This window comes from Rhodopirellula sp. P2, assembly GCF_028768465.1.
Taxonomy (GTDB): domain Bacteria; phylum Planctomycetota; class Planctomycetia; order Pirellulales; family Pirellulaceae; genus Rhodopirellula.
Genome location: NZ_CP118225.1, coordinates 4,251,719 through 4,268,100, shown reverse-complemented (window position 1 = coordinate 4,268,100; position 16,382 = coordinate 4,251,719). Strand labels below are relative to the sequence as shown.

Sequence of the window (16,382 nt, the reverse complement as noted above, 5' to 3'; positions counted from 1 at the left end):
CCCCCAGTGTCTCGAAATCAGATACGAGCTAAACCTGGCCGTGATGAATCGCGGCGGGAGCGAATTTGCCACCTTCCGAAATCACTTCGACCAGAGAGTACGGTGGCAACACATCAGAACGCACCACTTTCGCGGCGTTCTCAGGTTGCTCGCGGCACACCTTTGCCGATTCGGCACTCAACCGATGTTGCGAGACTCCCTCGCGGGCTGCCTGTTGAATCAGCGGTTCACTCACGCCCTCGATTTTCAATTGTCGCCCGTTCTTGAGCATCCACTTGCGAGAGAAAATCCGCTACTTTCGGCAACAACGGGGGACTCATCGCGGCCACCTCTTCCAACGTTGCCTGCAGCACCACCTTCGCGTTTGCTCGCTCATCCTCGGTGCATTCTCGGTAGTTGTGAAACGACCGGTTCAATCGCTTGATCGTCTCGTCCGCAGCCCCTGCCTGCTTCCAATCGCCGATGATCTCCGCGAGACGGAATGACAACTTCAAGTGACCTCGCGGGTCGCCGGGCAGCCCCTGGTCACTCATCGGGCTGGACCAAGCCGAAGCGTACTCCTCGGCTTCACTCTCACCCGCCGCAATTCCCGCGTCACCCAGAGCCTGTTTTCGATCCATTTCTTCACTGAACGCAAGATAGTCGTTTTGCTCTCGTTGCCAATCTTCTCTGAACTCGTAAGTCGAAAACGCAAACTCGTTGTCCAGTTCCAGATGATCACCCGACAGCGATGTGAATCCGACACCGAACAAACCGGATGCCATCATGTCGCAAATGGGGCAATCACAATCCGCGACGTGTTCCTCGCTTTCGATGCCATCCATTCCTTCGATCGGGACCTCGCTCCCACGTGGCACCCGGCGGCGACTGCATTCGACGATGAAGGAAGGCGGCGATCCACCTTCATAGGATTGATCCCACCAAGCATCCCGCACGGCCGACAGACACGCGATCAATCGTTCCCGCCGATCGTCACTCGCATCCCCCTCCCACTCCTCGTTGGATTCGCGTTCGCACCAGGACCAACCCGCCTGAATCAATTCGCGGCACAGGTCAAAGTACAGGATCATCTCCTCTCGCCCCATCGGCGCATCGTCGTAGCCGACCACGTCATCCGGAGCCGCAATCATCGCGACTCCATTCTCAAACCTTTGCTGTTGGCCCCAGATGACCGCATCGCTCCAATCGTGGGCACCATGCAACAAAACGCGTGGACACCGGCCCGACAGGTCCGCACGTGGGGTCATCAACCAATCCATGTGCACCTCCACCGTCAATCCGTGCAGCGCATTGTCGGCTTCGCGATCGTTGAAGTCCTCGCCTGGCAGCCTGCCATCGCAACCGGCTTCTAAGATTCGCGTGGCAAAAGTTTCGAGCATCGGCGAACCATAGAGGAATGCCCGATCGGTTCGCGGAATGACCATCTCGCTTTCGCGTGGCTTCGCAACCACATCCGAAGCCGCCGATTCATGCAATTCCCACCACGGGGGGATGCAAAACGGAAGCGGGCAACACTGCCCCCCTTCTTCTTCACCATCCATCGCCAAAGTCGCCTTGCGTCCGAGCGATTGAACACCGTCGCCAACCATGATTCGCTTTTGAACCATGTCGATTGCCAACCAGTTCGAATGCCCCTGAATCGCCTTCAGCGACTCCTCCCGACCACCGGTTTGGATCGCCAGTCCATCAACAAACTCACAAACACTCGGGCAACGATATCGCCTCCAATGATCGGCCACCTCATCCCAATTCGCCGGGTCCTCTGACATCGTCGCCCAAATCGTCAGCGCAGCATCGTATGGCACGGCAGTGCCAAGGAGCCACTCATCATGATCCACGACCACCACGGTGATGGGCGGCGTCTCGGGATCATCGTTTTGACTGAATGCATCCATCGAAAAGCTCGCCGTTCATTGTGGGAGTCAGAAGCTTGGGTTGATTTTGATTGTTCCAAAAGCCGGATTGGATTTCAGCCTACGATGGACTCTTCCATCCGGACAGACCACAACCTGCCAGACCGTCGATTGAATCAGCCGGAACGCGAGCGCGTCCGGTTCGTCTCCAGCAACCGTGGGCGAACGCGCACCGGCTGATCGCTCGATCTTCGAAACGAATTCAATCCACAGGCAGCCAAGCCCCAAACCACAGGTTTGGGGACCGTTGGAGATTCTCCAACGGACCAACGACTCGGCGGACAAGCAAAGAGGAAGTCAAACTCAATCTTCCAGTTATCCGCGGGCCATGTCAAATTGGCTGACTCAAGTTTGTCAGCTTCGACGAAGTCCTGAAACAAATCCAAGCTTCTCGAGACCGGCTGATCGTCGAAATCAGTGAGCAGGACATTCGGCAACTTGACCGCCAACAAGCGTAACAAGTCAACGCGTCAATCGGTCTTGAAATTCCAACAGGCTGTCTGTGAACCGCAGTGCGTACTCAAATTTCTTGACCGACTCCAATTTGGAGATTCGCAAGTAGGCTGAATAGGCATCAAAATCGGCGCACTTCGCGAGCGAGTCCAGATCCACCTGTCCGGTCTCATTGTATCGATCAACATACTCGAGCAGTCGATCCCGATGAATCGATTCCCAGAACGCAATGAACTCGGGGTCCGATGTTCCGCCGCCTTGATTGGATAAAACATTGACCCGATGACCGCCCCGGCTTTCCCGGGCCTCCATGTACTCAGGCATCCAAATCGCCAGGCATGCCAAGATGGCAACGGCGCCCACAAATCCAATCAATTGTTTCATCATTCTGCTCGCTTCGGGTCAAGTTTGTTCTGATCCTAAAACAATAGGTCGTGTTCTCGGCCCACGCCATCAAATGGGGGCATTTCGTGCCACCCACCCAGATATTGACGCAATGTCGCTCTTGGCGACCATGAGCGGCAACAGCAAGGTGAAAGTGGAGGAGGTGAAGGGTTGGTGTGGCTCGCCCTGGAGGGGACCGAATGGTTGGGCGGCGACCACGCACTGCAAGCCGAACCGTTGACCGCTCCGATGCAATGTCGGCTGTGCGGCGGGGCGATGCGAGTGATCGAGGTCAGCGACACCTTGCTGTCGTCTTTTGAAGATGCGCTTTATGCAGGCATTTCACTGTCGGCCGCGTTCGCGGATCGCAATGTCAGGAAGCGTTTTTCGCACCCCTGCTCATTCACTGCCGTGGCGAAAATCACAACCCGACGCGTGAGCGAGGGACCATGCGCCGGATCAGGGGAGTCCCTCACTCACGCGTCGGGTTGTGAAAACAACGGCAAATAGACGTTGAATTTAGTCCACCAACAGAACCTCATGAAGATCCGCCATGACGGATGGATGAGCGCGGGCAGCAAGGTAAAAGTCGAGGAAGTGAAGTGGCTGGTGTGGCTGATGCTTGGCTGGACTTTCTGGCTGGGCAGTGGCTACGCGCCACAGGTTGAACCACTGACCGCACCGATGAAATGCCGCCAGTGCGGCGGGGCGATGCGAGTGATCGAGGTCAGCTACACGTCATTGTCATCCCAGGGCATCCGCCCCGAACATGGGCTGACTTACTACGACAGTGGGTAAGCAGGTCGGCAGGAATGATCGGGCAAAACCATGTGAGCCGTTGGCGTTAGCCCCGGTTGTACGTGGGAGCAACGACGCTACCCAAAACATTCAAAATACTGAACGACTCCTGCCGAACTGCTTAACGCATGAACCAGGGAAGCGAAACGACCAAGCGAATCCGAACGTCTTCAGGCGAACGAAGAGGGATGACATGTCGCGACGGCAATCTCTTGCCTCAAAAACCACCAGGCAGTGAATCTCAATCGATGCAATAAACGGCCGATCCAGCACAACCAGAATCCGAGCACGTGGCCAACCACCGAAGAGTTGCACTTGGAACGAACCAGAGCCTTCACCGGAGGGCAGGAAATCGAAGCAAAGTCCAAGGGAGAACAGGCGGGCCGTTCGGCGCTCATCACCGGGCATCTTGAACAGAGGACTTGAGCTTCGGCTAGACGACGCGTTTTGAACCGCGACGAACGAAGCAACAGAAAAGAGAAAGTGACTCAAACGTCGCATCCACGCGAAGTCAAATCCTTATTGGTTATCCGCGATTCTTGAGAGCCGAAGCGTTTCGACCGTTTACCAGCACGCCAACCACGACGATCTCGATATCCGTGAGGTCGTAGTATATGACAGCAGTGAACCGGGGCATCCGAATAGGGCGATAACCAGTTTCGTCAATTGCGTGATGCAAGGAAACATCTGGCAATCCACGAGCGATAGTGAAGAACAGATCCGCAAACTCGTCGCCTAAGCCGAAACTCTTTCGGTCGTACCAATCCCGCGCCGCTCGCAGGTCGAGAAAGACCTCGTCAACAAGGCGTACGCTCATTTGGCTCAATCGGCCTCTAGCCGACTGCGAAGCTCTTCGATAGTCATTCCGCTCTCCGGGTTTTCCCGGTATTTTGCCATCCTGCGATCAAGCTCTGCCTTGATTTCCGGGCCAGCTGTGGGGTAAGCGTCTTCGGGAAGAGAGTCCCAAATTGCTTGAGCAATGCGAAGTCGGTCGGATGGTGGAAGCGACGCCGCATCCGCTATAAGTTGGTCAGCGGTCATTGACTGCTCCTGGCGGTTTGAGTGACGAGTTCAGTATAGCAGGTTCGCCAACGCAAGCCACCCGAACGGTGGTTCAAGCGGAAACGCCGGTTCGCACGCACTTCAGTCGGATAACGAAACGAATTGCGATCTATCCGCTGGGCAGGCGTTGAAAAAGCTCCACGTTGCGGTAGAGCTTGGTCGCCTGTCTTGCGGATAGATCGTGCGTTGAACTTTGTCGCCGCACTGGGTAGCGGGCAACCGAGCGATCGGGATGCTCCCGGTCGCTAGAACGAGTCTATCAGATACGACTCATGATGGTCTCGAACTGGCGAAAATCCTGGCAGCGGTAGCTGAATCCGGCGAGTTGGTTCCGCCAAGATTCCCTTTGCACTTTCTACCTGAGTTTCCCTGTACCAATCGTAAAATCCCTCCCCATAGGACTCCGCCCAGAACTTCCGATGCGATTCGCGTTGCAGGTCGGCATACCACCACGGGCAACTGTCGCTCTCTCGCCACATCAGTTCTTTCCAAGATGGCTTCGCCGTCTGAGCGACCAGCTCCAATCGGTCACTGCCGCAGTGCTCGCACAGCAAGTCGGGATGCTCCTCTTCGCACGTCGCTTCGTCGACCGTTGACACATCGCGTCCAAGTGACTCGAGCAACTCCTGGCATCGAGCCGAATAGGTCGCTTGCCGGTTGTTGGACCAGCCACCGAAGTAGCGTGTCTTGGTCAACTGGTCCGGCTGGATGTGAAGACACCAGCGACGAACGAAGTCGCTCGTCTTCAGGGTGATCGGAACTTGCCGGCGATCCCCGCCAGCTTTCACTCCTTCTCGGGCCAGGAACGTCACTTCCCTACCATTGGCCGAAGTGATTCGGTGGTCGCTGATCGGACCGCCGGTCAGGTAACGCGTCAGGTAGTTGACCACTTGAGTGGCACTGCTCGTGGCGGCCGGAGGCGGCTGGATGAAGGCCACCCAGTTTTTCGATTCCAGCTTCTCGATGAATGCATCCCAGTGCTCGTCTTCTTGGAGATGTTCAAACTTGCCGCCCAGCTTCAGCTTGCCAGCACGTCGAAGCCGTCGCAGTTTCGCGATCGCTCTGGTTCGGTAGGTCTCGCGAAGTGCGGCCGCACGAACCAAGTGAAAGCCATCGGAGTTCTTGGCCCCCGGCGGCGCCGTCGCCTGCTTCCAAGTTGGCCGACTGAGCCCTTTCCCATGGTTGAGACGGGGCCCTTCGCCGGGAACCAACAAGTGCACGTGCCAGTGAGCTTCCAGTTTTTGATTCCAGGTATGCAGCACCGAGATGGCCGCCGGATCGTAGTCTTGCTCCGCTTTGATCTGGGTCGAAAGACTCTTCCAAGCTGAACCAACCAGCAGGTCTGCCATCTCTTCTCGATTCGCCAACGCCAACTCAGACAACTCGCTCGGGAGGGTGAAGACCACTTGATAGTAAGTCACTCCCGGCAGGATCAGGTTCGATGCTCTGTCGTTGAAGTCCACTCGCTTGCCACCGCTACAGGTCGGGCAATGCCGGTCGCCGCAAGAGTTGTAAAGCGACGTGACCTCGTCACAATCGCGACACTGGAACTTGCGTCCTCCCATCACGTGTGTGCGGCACAAAGAGATCTTCGCCAACACGCTTTGGACTTGAGGACACGTCGAATCGTTGACCGCGCCGGCGGCACCCAGCCGCAGGATATCGGTGAGGCTTAGCTTGGGCTGTTGGTCTCCGAGATCCCGCTGTTCTCTTGGGGCGGCTGATACGTCGGCAGTTGCTTCACCGGTAACCAATCCAGTGGACTGGGGACGCTGGAAAGGTGCTCCCGCCGGCAGTGCAGATAGATCATCGTGGTGACGAAACTCGCGTGCCCGAGTAACTTGCTGATCGTCAGCAAGTCCACGCCCGCTTCGAGCAGTCCGGTCGCGTAAGAGTGCCTGAGCACATGCGGATACACCCGTTTCTTGATTCCCGCTTTCTCGGCAGACCGCTTCATGGCTTTTTGAATCGACGTGTCGGCGTAGGTCTTGGTCGCTGAGTTGCCGGGGAACAGCAGGTCGGTCGGCCTGTACTTGCTCCAGTAAATCCTCAGCTCTTTCAAGAGTCTGGGTGAGAGCGGCACCAGTCGATCCTTGGCTCCCTTGGCGTGTCGGATGTGAATCATCATCCGATCCGAATCGAGGTCGGCGATCCTCAGATGGGCCGCTTCGGAGAACCGGAGTCCCGCCGAGTAGAGCGTCATCAGGAAGGTTCGGTGTTTCAGGTTGGGTGTGCATTGAAGCAGCTTGTCGATTTCGTGGCGGCTGAGCACGATCGGCAAGGTCTTGGGCCGTTTCCCGAAGGGAACCATCGTGACGGGCCAAGGGACCCGGATGGTGTGCGTGTACAGAAACCGTAGCGCGCAAACCGCTTGGTTGAATGAGCTATAGGCGACCTTCTTCTCTTGGATCAGGTAAAGTTGGAAGGTTCTAACGTCTTCGACGGTTGCTTCGCCGAGCGATTTACCGATGAAGCCGGCAAACCTTCTGGCGTGATAGGTGTAAGCCTTGATGGTCGCGGGGGCCATGTTTCGGATGAGCATGTCCTCAGCCATTCGGCGAGTCAGCTTGCAAGAATGTTCTTCGGAGGGAGCCATTGCACTTGTCTCAAAGCAGGATGGAAGCATCGCACGCCGAGAGTTCGGTGTGCGGAAGCATTCCACAGTGCTTGGGAAACCCAAAAGCGCAAGTCCTACAACCGTTTTAACCGGACCTTGCCGAAGGCGTTCATTCCCATGAGCGTGCTATTTCAAGACCGCCACTGCCGTCATCCATCACGTTCCCGCCGCAGAGTTCGAGTCAGCGAAGCTGATGGAACATGCATGGTTGGCAGGGATGCCAACCATCACACCGCAAGGAAGCGGCCCCCCACCGAAAGAGCTTGCCAGCCCGTGCACTGGAGAAAGCGTGTCGGCCGGACGACTCGATTAAGTTCAACGGTTGCGATAACCGGGTGGCCGCGGTTGATCTTTCATTTGTAAACGTGTTTTCGGCCACTCCGTGTTCATCGCATGGTTACCCGAGCATATCACAGTGTCAACCATAGCACTGGGACGATGAGCGCGGCACAGCATTGCCCGGCAAGCAGCGCGATCCACCAACGATTTCTCTCGTAGCAGGGATATGCCAGGGTCACTGAAGTCACGATAGCGGCAAGGATCCAAACGGTGGAGATAAGGTCGATGTACGAATATGCGGTGACTGGAACGAAAGCCAGCAGTCCACACCCCAACGTATACATTGCAGTCCAGTACAACAATTTGCCAGATCGAGAAGAACTCGGATGCTCACGGTAATCGGCACGGCCTTGCAACGCCGCATTCTTGATACCGATAACAATGCCGATGATTGGCCCCAGGATTGATCCTAGAAATGCGAACATTCCCACCATGTAGCCGCGTGCACCTTCAAAGCGTGTTACATCATTGATTTCCCCTAGGATCGCTCCAGCGATTAACGCAGTCGTGGAGCCACAGATCAGGAAGGCCATGGCAAACAAAAGAGCGTAAGCAACGTATCTCAAGTGGCGTAGAGTCTCATTTCAGTCGGGTAACGGGAAGCATCTGCGCGGTGGCGAAAACCGGATTTCCACTTGTTGTTGGTCTCCACCGCCACTCCGCAGCATGCATTGGTTATTGCGTGCGGGGCGGAATGGCTGGGCGCCGTCATATCAAGTGAAATTGTACGACAGGCCGAATAGCGAAACAACAAAGCGGGAAACGATGCAAAAGCCAACCATTTCGCGTAAACGACGGGTGATGGAGTGATCGAGCGGCGTTGCGAATGCAATGATGGGCGACCGGTGATTGCCAATCAACCGTGAAGCCAGCAAAAAAAGCTTGAGAACCAACTCGGGTGTAGGTGCAAAGCGCCGCGTTCCAACCAGCATGTTCCGTCAAGCGATTCGCGATCAACCAAAGCAACCCAAGCAAAACGCGAATGCTCGAAGCAACGTGAACGTCGTCGAGCAACCAACCAATTCGTCGCAATAACGTTTGCCATCAGCGGGCACGGACGTTTGATTTTCCATTGCAAAAAACCTGGCAAGCCGTGCTCCGTTGAATGGCTTGGTTATCGCAAATCATGTGGAGCGGAGAGCGTAAGATCAACAAGCAGGGCGTGAACCGCATTTTAGCCCACTGCAGCGTGACGCAGCAAGCATTGACCGCGCAAACCGCTAACAAGACCCGAAGCCAGCAACCAATCCCAATCACCCAATGGCCCAGCGGCAGGACATCCCGCCGTACGCATCACGCAAAGCCGCGAAGCACAAATCAACAGCAACTTGCGCAAAGCTGGATGCCAACGGAACCAACTGGTCTATGCCTGCCGGATCGGGTGCCAGCGAGCGTTCGGTTAGCTGCTGTGTCGCCCGGCGGCATCGAACAGCGATAGCAGTCTAGCCTTCGGTCCCACCGGTGACGTTTGTCACCAGTTTCGATCTACCGCAGTGTGACCAACAGCCTCGACCGAAGCGAATGAGCGAGCCGATAAAATCGCATTCTAACATCTGTCAACCGAAGCAAACCGTGTAGCACAACAATGCGCCGTCTAACGCCAGTGCGATAACGGTGAGCGTCACCTGGCGGTGGCGGCCAGGGTGATTGGAAAGCGAGGTTGGTCTCCACCACCGCTCAGTGTGCACGCAATGGTTATTCGTTCACGCGTGAACCGTGCAGGAGCGAGCGCACCATGATCCTGGGAAACGTCGAAACAATTGCGTGGCTCGGATTTCATCGTATCAGGTATGCGACGTTCGCGAGGCAAGCTGGGCGGACGATCGAACGGCAACCTCGAGCATGGAGCGAACCAGCAAGCGAGCATGGGACCTACGCTGCTCGCGACCTGAATCGAATGCTGACCGAGCATTGGATCGAGCCCCACATGTCGCAGTGATTCGTACGCCGATACGAGCATGAGTCAATCGAATAACGGTAGCGATATGCGGGCGGCGGCGAGCGACTCAACCATTGCCAAAACGGCGACCACCGCCGCTCCGTATCATCGCATGGTTCAAGTAAGCCGCTATCGCGGCGGTTTCGTATTGGTGGTGGAACGGAAGCGTGACGGATTATTGGAAGCATCCTTTCAGGAGGAGCTGTTCGCTGGGAACAGCTCAGCAACTCCTCCTGAAAAGGAAACCAAGATGTCCAAGTTTAGCTCAAACGATTCGCAAGATGTACCTGGATCCCACTTCCCTGAAAGTCTTCGCCTGAGACTCTCTGAAGACTTGCACCTGACCGGCAAGGCCAAACGAACTCACGATGGCTACATCCGAGCGGTCAGGCAGCTCTCTGATTTCGCCGGCTGCAGTCCCGACCAGGTGAACGAGCAGCATGTGCGGCAGTTCTTCTTGCACCTGAAAAACGATCGCAACTTTGCTTATGGATCACTCCGCGTGGCATTCTCGGGCATCAAGTTCTTCTTCACGCACACCTGCAAGCGTGACTGGGAAATCATCAAGATGCTCAAGCTCCAGAACATCACCACGTTGCCGGAGGTGCTGACGATCGAGCAGGTTCATGAACTGATCGGCTCGGCGACCACGCGGCGAATGTTCGTCTATTTCTGGACCGTCTATTCGCTGGGACTGCGGCTCAATGAAGCACTGCATCTGCAGGTCAGTGACATCGACGCCCAGCGAGGCTGGGTCCATGTCCATCGTGGCAAGGGAGCCAAGGACCGGTATGTCCCGCTGCCGACGACGACCGTTCGACTTCTGCGAAGCTACTGGGCAAGTCACCGGCACCCACGCCTGCTGTTTCCGGCAGATGGCCGAAACCACAGCCTTGCCAAAGACGGCGTCAGCCAAGCGACGACTCCGATGAGCGAAACGGCCGTTCAAGGAGCGATGAAGCAGATCACAAAGAACCTCCGCTTTGGCAAGAAGGTCAGCATCCATACGCTGCGTCATTCCTATGCAACGCACTTGCTCGAAGCGGGCGTGGGACTGAAGGTGATTCAAAAGTACTTGGGGCATTCGTCGCTGCAGACCACCTTGGTCTATCTGCATCTGACTGACACCGCTGAGGCGAACGCTCGTCAAGAAATCGAAAGGCTGTTCGGTAGGCTGCCTGGCAGCGGCGAGTAAACCCGCTCTGGAAAATGCCCACGGTTGCGGAGGCTCTTCGCCAATTCGCACCGGCATACCTGCAGCAACACGCCGATTCGATCTCGATCGCCGAAGACAAAGTTCTTGGCGCGATCACTCGTTGTCGCACCGGTGCACTGGGTGGTGTTCACTACCAGTGCGGCGGTTGCGGAAGCGATCACTGGGTCGGACGTTCGTGTGGCAATCGACACTGTCCAAACTGCGGTCACGAGAAGACGCAGGCTTGGATTGAAACGCAGTCTGCCAAGCTGATGCCGGTTCATCACTTCTTGGTCACTTTCACTGTGCCCCGGGAGATCGGCTTGGTGCTGCGCGTTCACCAACGTGACGGCTACCGATGCTTGTTCGATGCCGGCAGTCAGAGCATTCGCGATGTGGGCGCGGCAACCAAGAGTCTGAAAGGATGTCAGCTTGGGTTCTTCGGCGTGCTTCATACTTGGGGGCGAGACCCGGCGGTCTATCATCCGCACGTTCACTATGTCGTTCCTGGCGGCGGAGTGAAACTGGATGAGCAAGGCAATGCCGAATCATGGCAGAGCACACCGGAGAACTTCTTGTTCCATCACGGCACGCTGATCCGCGTCTACAAAGCGAAGCTGGCCGATGAGCTTCGTGCCGCTGGGCTGTATGACCAAGTCGATCGCGAGACTTGGACGAAAGACTTCGTCGTCGACATCCAGGCGGTCGGGCACGGCGTTCCAACGCTGAAGTACCTGGCACCGTACATCCATCGAGTCGCGATCAACGACAGCCGGATCATCGATGTCAACTCAGAAACGGTGACGTACCAAATTCGTCGCAAAAGAAACGTGGTTCAGAGCAAAGAGGTTGCCGGCGAAGACTTCGTGGGCAACTTCTTGCAGCACGTGTTGCCGACGAACTTCATGAAGATCCGTCATTACGGATGGATGAGCGGGAACAGCAAGGTGAAAGTGGAGGAGGTGAAGTGGTTGGTCTGGCTGATGCTTGGCTGGACGTTCTGGCTGGGCAGCGGCTACGCGCCACAGGATGAACCACTGACCGTGCCGATGAAGTGTCGCCTGTGCGGCGGGATCATGCGAGCGATTGAGGTCAGCTACACATCGTTGTCGTCGCAGGGCATCCGTCCCGAGCATGGGCTGACTTACTACGACAGTGGGTAACGCATGAACCGGGGAAGTGAAATGACCGGTCGAATTCGAACGTCTTCAGGAGGGCGAAGGAGGAAGGTATGTCGCGACAGCAATCTCAAGCTCAAAATTAATCGGGCAATGAGCGTCAATCCGCTTCCATCCAACTCGTCGCCAGCGGAACAGGCACAGAGCAAACGGCCGATCAGCAATTCACCTACTTCAAAACCAACCTGCCTCTTCGTTAGAGAACGCAGCCGGGAAGCAATTCCCAAGAGATCCTCAATCAACGCCTCGCCATTTACCCCCGGGCATCTTGAACAGAGGACTTGAGCTTCGGCTAGGCGACGCGTTTTGAACCGCGACGAACGAAGCAACATGAAAGAGAAAGAGACTCAACCGCCGCATCCACGCGAAGTCAAATCCTTATTGGTTACCCGTTTCGTACTGCTCAAATACGCAAATCGCCCTGCGTGAAGTCATAGTTTTGAATGTACTTTGCATGATCGAGTAACGATTCACCGCGGCAAATGAAGTCAGCCAGCCCGCTCTTTGCAATGACCTTGTCACGGACCATCAAAAGGCTAACCCCGTGCTCTTCGTCCCATCCGACTGCGAAGTCGAGTGAGAAAATGCCGTGACCAGCGATTTCGGTATCAAAAAGAGAAATGCCTGTTAGTGCAATCTGTTTCAGCAAAACGGATTTGTCGTCCCATTGTTCTCTACTGCGAATCGCACTCCATGTCTTTTCGTGCGTTTCAAGAGAAGCAATACAGGTCGTGAAGTTTTCACGGCAAATCGGCCAGAGCTTTTCTGCCACTGCTGTTTCCACCGAAGTTGCGTAGGTGCTTAGATCGCCCCATGCTGCCTGCTGGAATTCTTGGTATCCGTTCTCAAGTTCATTGTGGGCATAGACTTCGACTGTTGCGTTTCTACGTCGACGCTGGTTCCGCTTGACACATCCTCGCAATGAATCGAACTCGTAAGTTAGCTCGGCGTCTATAAAAACGGGGCTTGATGTGACCCACGGAATAGGGTCGTCGAACTCGTCGAATTTGAAGTTTTCAAAAAATTCGCTCAACGGACTAATTCGTTCGGGTAACGGCACGGTTCAACGGGGCCGCGCGAACGACTCACCACTTCAAAAACGTTAACTCGCGGCCTCCGTTGCAACCGATGGTTCCCCGTCTTCTGCGTTTGTCTCGTGAAAAGCCGCAGCCACGTCGTCCTTGAATAGAATCACGGATAGCCAGATACCGAGAGGAATGCCTATCCAGATCGCAGGCGAAATGAATGGGATACACGCAAGTCCCGCCGCAATTCTTCCGTTGCGAAGCCCTTGCAGTCGACGAACATGTCGCATTGATTGAATCATAAAGATCATTGCGAAGAAATGCACCACGGCGAAACAGATGCCAAACAACGTCGCGTCAACAGTCTCCCCGAGAGCCAGCATTGCGAGAGCAACAATTCCTGCAATAGCGTAGCCAAACGATTGAACCGAAAGCATGAAGATGAGTCCAGTTGCCGGGGGTCGAATTCTTCGGATCGCGGTTGCATCTCGTGACTCGACTGCATCAAAAGTCTGAGGCGGGTTGTAGGGGTTCAGTTCGATCGCTAACTCCTGATCGGGGAACGGTAGGGTTTTGCGGGCGGCGGCGATCGGCTTGCAAGCAAACGAAAAAGCGTGCCACCGCCGCTCCGTCAACAACCCATGGTTATCCGAGTGCATTTAAGCGGGTTGCATTTCAAGTTCAGCTCGCAAGATCGCTTTCGGAGAGAACGAGATCCCACGCCGGCTCGGGGCCAGGATATTCGTAAATCCGAAGGACGGCAAGCGAATCCAGTATGCTCCAGTCGGCGTTGAATCCCTCCTTGATGTAGCATTCAACGCGGCACTCAAGTTCATCGCGTTCGATGTCCACGCCTCCAAGGCATTCAACTCCGCAGTACTGTACGATGCGGCAATTTGCAAAGGAGTGTGCGCGCATCCAGTCACGCAAGTCGGCGAGTTTACGATCCAGATTGGCTTTGAATTCAGAGTTCATGGTTTGAAAGTCGGATAACGGTCAGCGTCACCTGGCGGTGGCGGTCAGTGTGATTGGAAAGCGAGGTTGGTCTCCACCACCGCTCAGTGTGCACGCAATGGTTATTCGTTCACGCGCAGGCGGTGCAGGAGCGAGCGCACCACGATCCTGGGAAACGCCGAAACAATTGCGTGGCTCTGAATTCATCGTATCAGGTCTGCGACGTTCACGCGGCAAATTGGGCGGATGATCGAACGGCAACATCGAGCATGGAACGAACTGGCAAGCGAGCATGGAATCTACACTGCTCGCGACCTGAATCGAATGCTGAACGAGCATTGGATCGAGCCACACATATCGCAGCGATTCGTCCGCCGATACGAGCATGAGTCAATCGAATAACGTTACGCATCAGCGGGAACGGGCGAACGACTTGCAAGCAGACGAGAAAACGAACCACCCGTTCTCCGTTGCAGTACGCCCAACATGGGCGTGATCTTGTGGGGTGGAAGTCCCCTGTACTTAGTTCCGGTTTTCTTTACGGGAGTCATGATACCAAATGGATAGCTCGTAAAGAACAGTACGAGGCGAGGGCAACTGCGGGGAGGTGACGAACCGTGGGGAGGAAGCCTGCGAAGATGATCGGTAAGCCAGCAAAGAATCGTCGCTGGACATCTTCTCGCCAAGACCCGCCAGGTGACGAACAGAAACTTGATACGAGGCCGACGACTCCAGGCGATTGGGCTGCTGACCAAGAAGCCGAACCGGAAGAAAGAGCGGAGGTAGATCAAGCACTTGGGCGGGGACAGATCACGTGTTCTTGAGCGATCAAGGACGTCCCTTATTTGGGGAGATCTCGATGCGTACCCGTGAGTAGGGCTTGCCCGAAAGGCGGGGCGGAATGCGGCAACGTATGCCCGTGCAAAGAGAAGTCAGCAGAAGGCATAGTAGCGATCCGCCGAATCCAACGGCGACGCGAAGGCCTGAAGGGAATGAGCAAGCACGTATCGACATCATCTCACGAAGGAGCCGTTGCCGTATGGCAATCTCTTAGCGGCGAAGCTGTCGGTCTAATGGCTTGGGTCATCGCGGCGACGCGTTGATTTGAAACTCGTGCTCAACCGCCTAGTGCGGTCCCGCATGCTAGGTGGTGTGGGAGGGGTCCCGGGCAACCGGGCCCCTATCCCGATTGCGATGGTTACCCGCCCTCTTGCGATAGCTGGTCTCTCGTGGCGTCCAGCACTTCGGTTGTGATTGTATGTCCGTCGTTGAACGGGTGCCAGTTAGTCACAACTCCCTTGCGTTCAAGCATTTCATGCAACCGCTTAGCGTCATCAAACGGCAGCACTTGGTCGCCTCGGCCGTGCGCAAGCAGAACCTGGATATTGCGTGCGGGGCCAAGTGATTCCGCGTCGATCGCAAGTGCGGGTGAGTAGAGGATAAGGTGACGAATTGGGAGACTTGCGTCCGACAGGAGCATACTTGATACAGTTGCCCCCTGCGAGAATCCACCGACCGCTATCTCCGCATCGGGGTATGTCCGGCTAGCGAAACGCACCAGAGATGCGAGACGAGCATGAGCGGTTTCGAGTTCCTGCTCGGTTGTCGCCCATGCGAGTCCTCCACCGTCAACAGGGATGGGTGCGGCGGGAAAGACGAATGCACGCTTGTCACCGCCAATGTATTCCGCAAGTGGCGTGAGATCAGCATCGGTAGCGCCGTAGCCATGAAGCAGTACGACGATTTGATCGGCGTCGTCGAGTGATATTCCTGAGGACTGAATCTTCAGACCACCCCATGGTGGGTCAGATTCGTTTACTGCGGTTGAACCCGACGTATTATCAAGCACATCGCTGCGAGAGACGACAGGCTCTGAGCATCCAAGCGACGTTAAGAACAGGAGAAGAGCTAAGTATCGCAATCGAGGTTCCAATCTGTCGGGTAACGACACGCGTAACCGGGCACGCGCGGAAGATTCTCAACTTCAAAAACGTCGACTCGCGTGCTCCGGTTCACGCGATGGTTACCCGCCGCTTGGATCAATCGTCGGAAAGTGCTGGATCGTTGATCCAATCTTCGAATATCCAATCAGCAAGCGTTTGCTTTGACGCCGAATGTGAATCTGAGTCGTGGTCATAGTACCCAACACAACCGGCCGGGTCGAGGAAGAAGTAGTTTCCATTGTCGCCACAGAAGGCGATGCAGTTTCGAGGAACGCCTGCAGCCCATGCCGCCTTTGCGTTAGCGGCGAGGCTAAGGTAGGGCATCAGATCCGGTAGGGCAACGAATGGTTCTCGAATGCCGAAGCGAACATTACTTGCCTCCAGTTGAAACCGGCGAAAGTCAGGATGCAAGCCGACGCCAAGTTCGCTTTCGACAGCGCGGACATCTGATTCGGTCGGCAGCCGCAAAGGTTTCGGCACTGGTTCATTGCAGTCGAGCAAAACAGCAATGGCGTCAGCAATGTCCATGTGGTTTACAGTTCGTTCAGTTTCAGTCGGGTAACGTTACCGATCAGCCGGCGG

15 protein-coding genes and 2 pseudogenes are annotated in these 16,382 nt (G+C 55.8%); 4 read left to right on the top strand and 13 right to left on the bottom strand.

Annotated elements, in window-relative coordinates:
- Positions 1-28: 28 nt before the first annotated feature.
- From PSR62_RS15035 to PSR62_RS15025, 3 genes are all read right to left on the bottom strand, one after another.
- Positions 29-235: a hypothetical protein gene (locus tag PSR62_RS15035; protein WP_274403816.1), complete on the bottom strand. Its 207-nt coding sequence runs from the start codon at positions 233-235 to the stop codon at positions 29-31.
- A complete protein-coding gene (locus PSR62_RS15030) occupies positions 228-1,895 on the bottom strand; it encodes a hypothetical protein (protein WP_274403815.1) in 1,668 nt (555 codons plus the stop codon). Before PSR62_RS15030 ends, PSR62_RS15035 begins: the two co-directional genes overlap by 8 nt.
- A 480-nt stretch (positions 1,896-2,375) precedes the next feature.
- The gene (locus tag PSR62_RS15025) at positions 2,376-2,753 is read right to left on the bottom strand and encodes a hypothetical protein (protein WP_274403814.1); all 378 of its coding nucleotides are present in this window, start codon (positions 2,751-2,753) and stop codon (positions 2,376-2,378) included.
- Positions 2,754-2,880: 127 nt separating this feature from the next.
- On the opposite strand from PSR62_RS15025, the pseudogene PSR62_RS25765 reads away from it, so the two are divergent.
- Positions 2,881-3,065: pseudogene (locus PSR62_RS25765) on the top strand (IS91 family transposase); the annotation flags it as partial.
- A 225-nt stretch (positions 3,066-3,290) separates the two neighbouring features.
- Positions 3,291-3,548 (top strand): annotated as a pseudogene (locus PSR62_RS15020) (IS91 family transposase); the annotation flags it as partial.
- 526 nt (positions 3,549-4,074) lie between these two features.
- On the opposite strand, the gene PSR62_RS15015 reads toward PSR62_RS15020, so the two are convergent.
- The 5 genes from PSR62_RS15015 to PSR62_RS15000 form a co-directional block, all read right to left on the bottom strand.
- Positions 4,075-4,365 (bottom strand): type II toxin-antitoxin system RelE/ParE family toxin, encoded by a 291-nt coding sequence (locus tag PSR62_RS15015; RefSeq protein ID WP_274403812.1) that lies wholly within the window; start codon positions 4,363-4,365, stop codon positions 4,075-4,077.
- Between the two features lie 5 nt (positions 4,366-4,370).
- A complete protein-coding gene (locus PSR62_RS25760) occupies positions 4,371-4,589 on the bottom strand; it encodes an addiction module protein (protein WP_443217275.1) in 219 nt (72 codons plus the stop codon).
- Positions 4,590-4,855: 266 nt separating this feature from the next.
- Positions 4,856-6,364 (bottom strand): IS91 family transposase, encoded by a 1,509-nt coding sequence (locus tag PSR62_RS15010; protein ID WP_274403811.1) that lies wholly within the window; start codon positions 6,362-6,364, stop codon positions 4,856-4,858.
- Positions 6,283-7,206, bottom strand: a complete 924-nt coding sequence (locus PSR62_RS15005; RefSeq protein WP_274403810.1) for a tyrosine-type recombinase/integrase — start codon at positions 7,204-7,206, stop codon at positions 6,283-6,285. Before PSR62_RS15005 ends, PSR62_RS15010 begins: the two co-directional genes overlap by 82 nt.
- Before the next feature lie 431 nt (positions 7,207-7,637).
- The gene (locus PSR62_RS15000; protein WP_274403809.1) at positions 7,638-8,099 is read right to left on the bottom strand and encodes a hypothetical protein; all 462 of its coding nucleotides are present in this window, start codon (positions 8,097-8,099) and stop codon (positions 7,638-7,640) included.
- A gap of 1,560 nt (positions 8,100-9,659) precedes the next feature.
- Between PSR62_RS15000 and PSR62_RS14995 the strand changes: the two genes are divergently transcribed.
- Complete coding sequence (locus PSR62_RS14995; protein WP_338020203.1) at positions 9,660-10,700, top strand: tyrosine-type recombinase/integrase; 1,041 nt, start codon at positions 9,660-9,662, stop codon at positions 10,698-10,700.
- 14 nt (positions 10,701-10,714) lie between these two features.
- Positions 10,715-11,863, top strand: a complete 1,149-nt coding sequence (locus PSR62_RS14990) for an IS91 family transposase (protein WP_274403807.1) — start codon at positions 10,715-10,717, stop codon at positions 11,861-11,863.
- A gap of 418 nt (positions 11,864-12,281) precedes the next feature.
- Here PSR62_RS14990 and PSR62_RS14985 read toward each other — a convergent pair whose 3' ends face one another.
- The 5 genes from PSR62_RS14985 to PSR62_RS14965 form a co-directional block, all read right to left on the bottom strand.
- Positions 12,282-12,911: a DUF6985 domain-containing protein gene (locus PSR62_RS14985; RefSeq protein ID WP_274403806.1), complete on the bottom strand. Its 630-nt coding sequence runs from the start codon at positions 12,909-12,911 to the stop codon at positions 12,282-12,284.
- Positions 12,912-12,980: 69 nt separating this feature from the next.
- Positions 12,981-13,340 carry a hypothetical protein gene (locus tag PSR62_RS14980; RefSeq protein WP_274403805.1) on the bottom strand — a complete coding sequence of 120 codons (360 nt, stop codon included), beginning with the start codon at positions 13,338-13,340 and terminating at the stop codon, positions 12,981-12,983.
- Between the two features lie 244 nt (positions 13,341-13,584).
- On the bottom strand, positions 13,585-13,878 hold the full coding sequence (locus tag PSR62_RS14975) for a hypothetical protein (RefSeq protein ID WP_274403804.1): 294 nt from the start codon (positions 13,876-13,878) through the stop codon (positions 13,585-13,587).
- 1,177 nt (positions 13,879-15,055) lie between these two features.
- The gene (locus PSR62_RS14970) at positions 15,056-15,778 is read right to left on the bottom strand and encodes an alpha/beta hydrolase (protein ID WP_274403803.1); all 723 of its coding nucleotides are present in this window, start codon (positions 15,776-15,778) and stop codon (positions 15,056-15,058) included.
- 118 nt (positions 15,779-15,896) lie between these two features.
- A complete protein-coding gene (locus tag PSR62_RS14965) occupies positions 15,897-16,328 on the bottom strand; it encodes an SMI1/KNR4 family protein (protein ID WP_274403802.1) in 432 nt (143 codons plus the stop codon).
- Positions 16,329-16,382 lie beyond the last annotated feature (54 nt).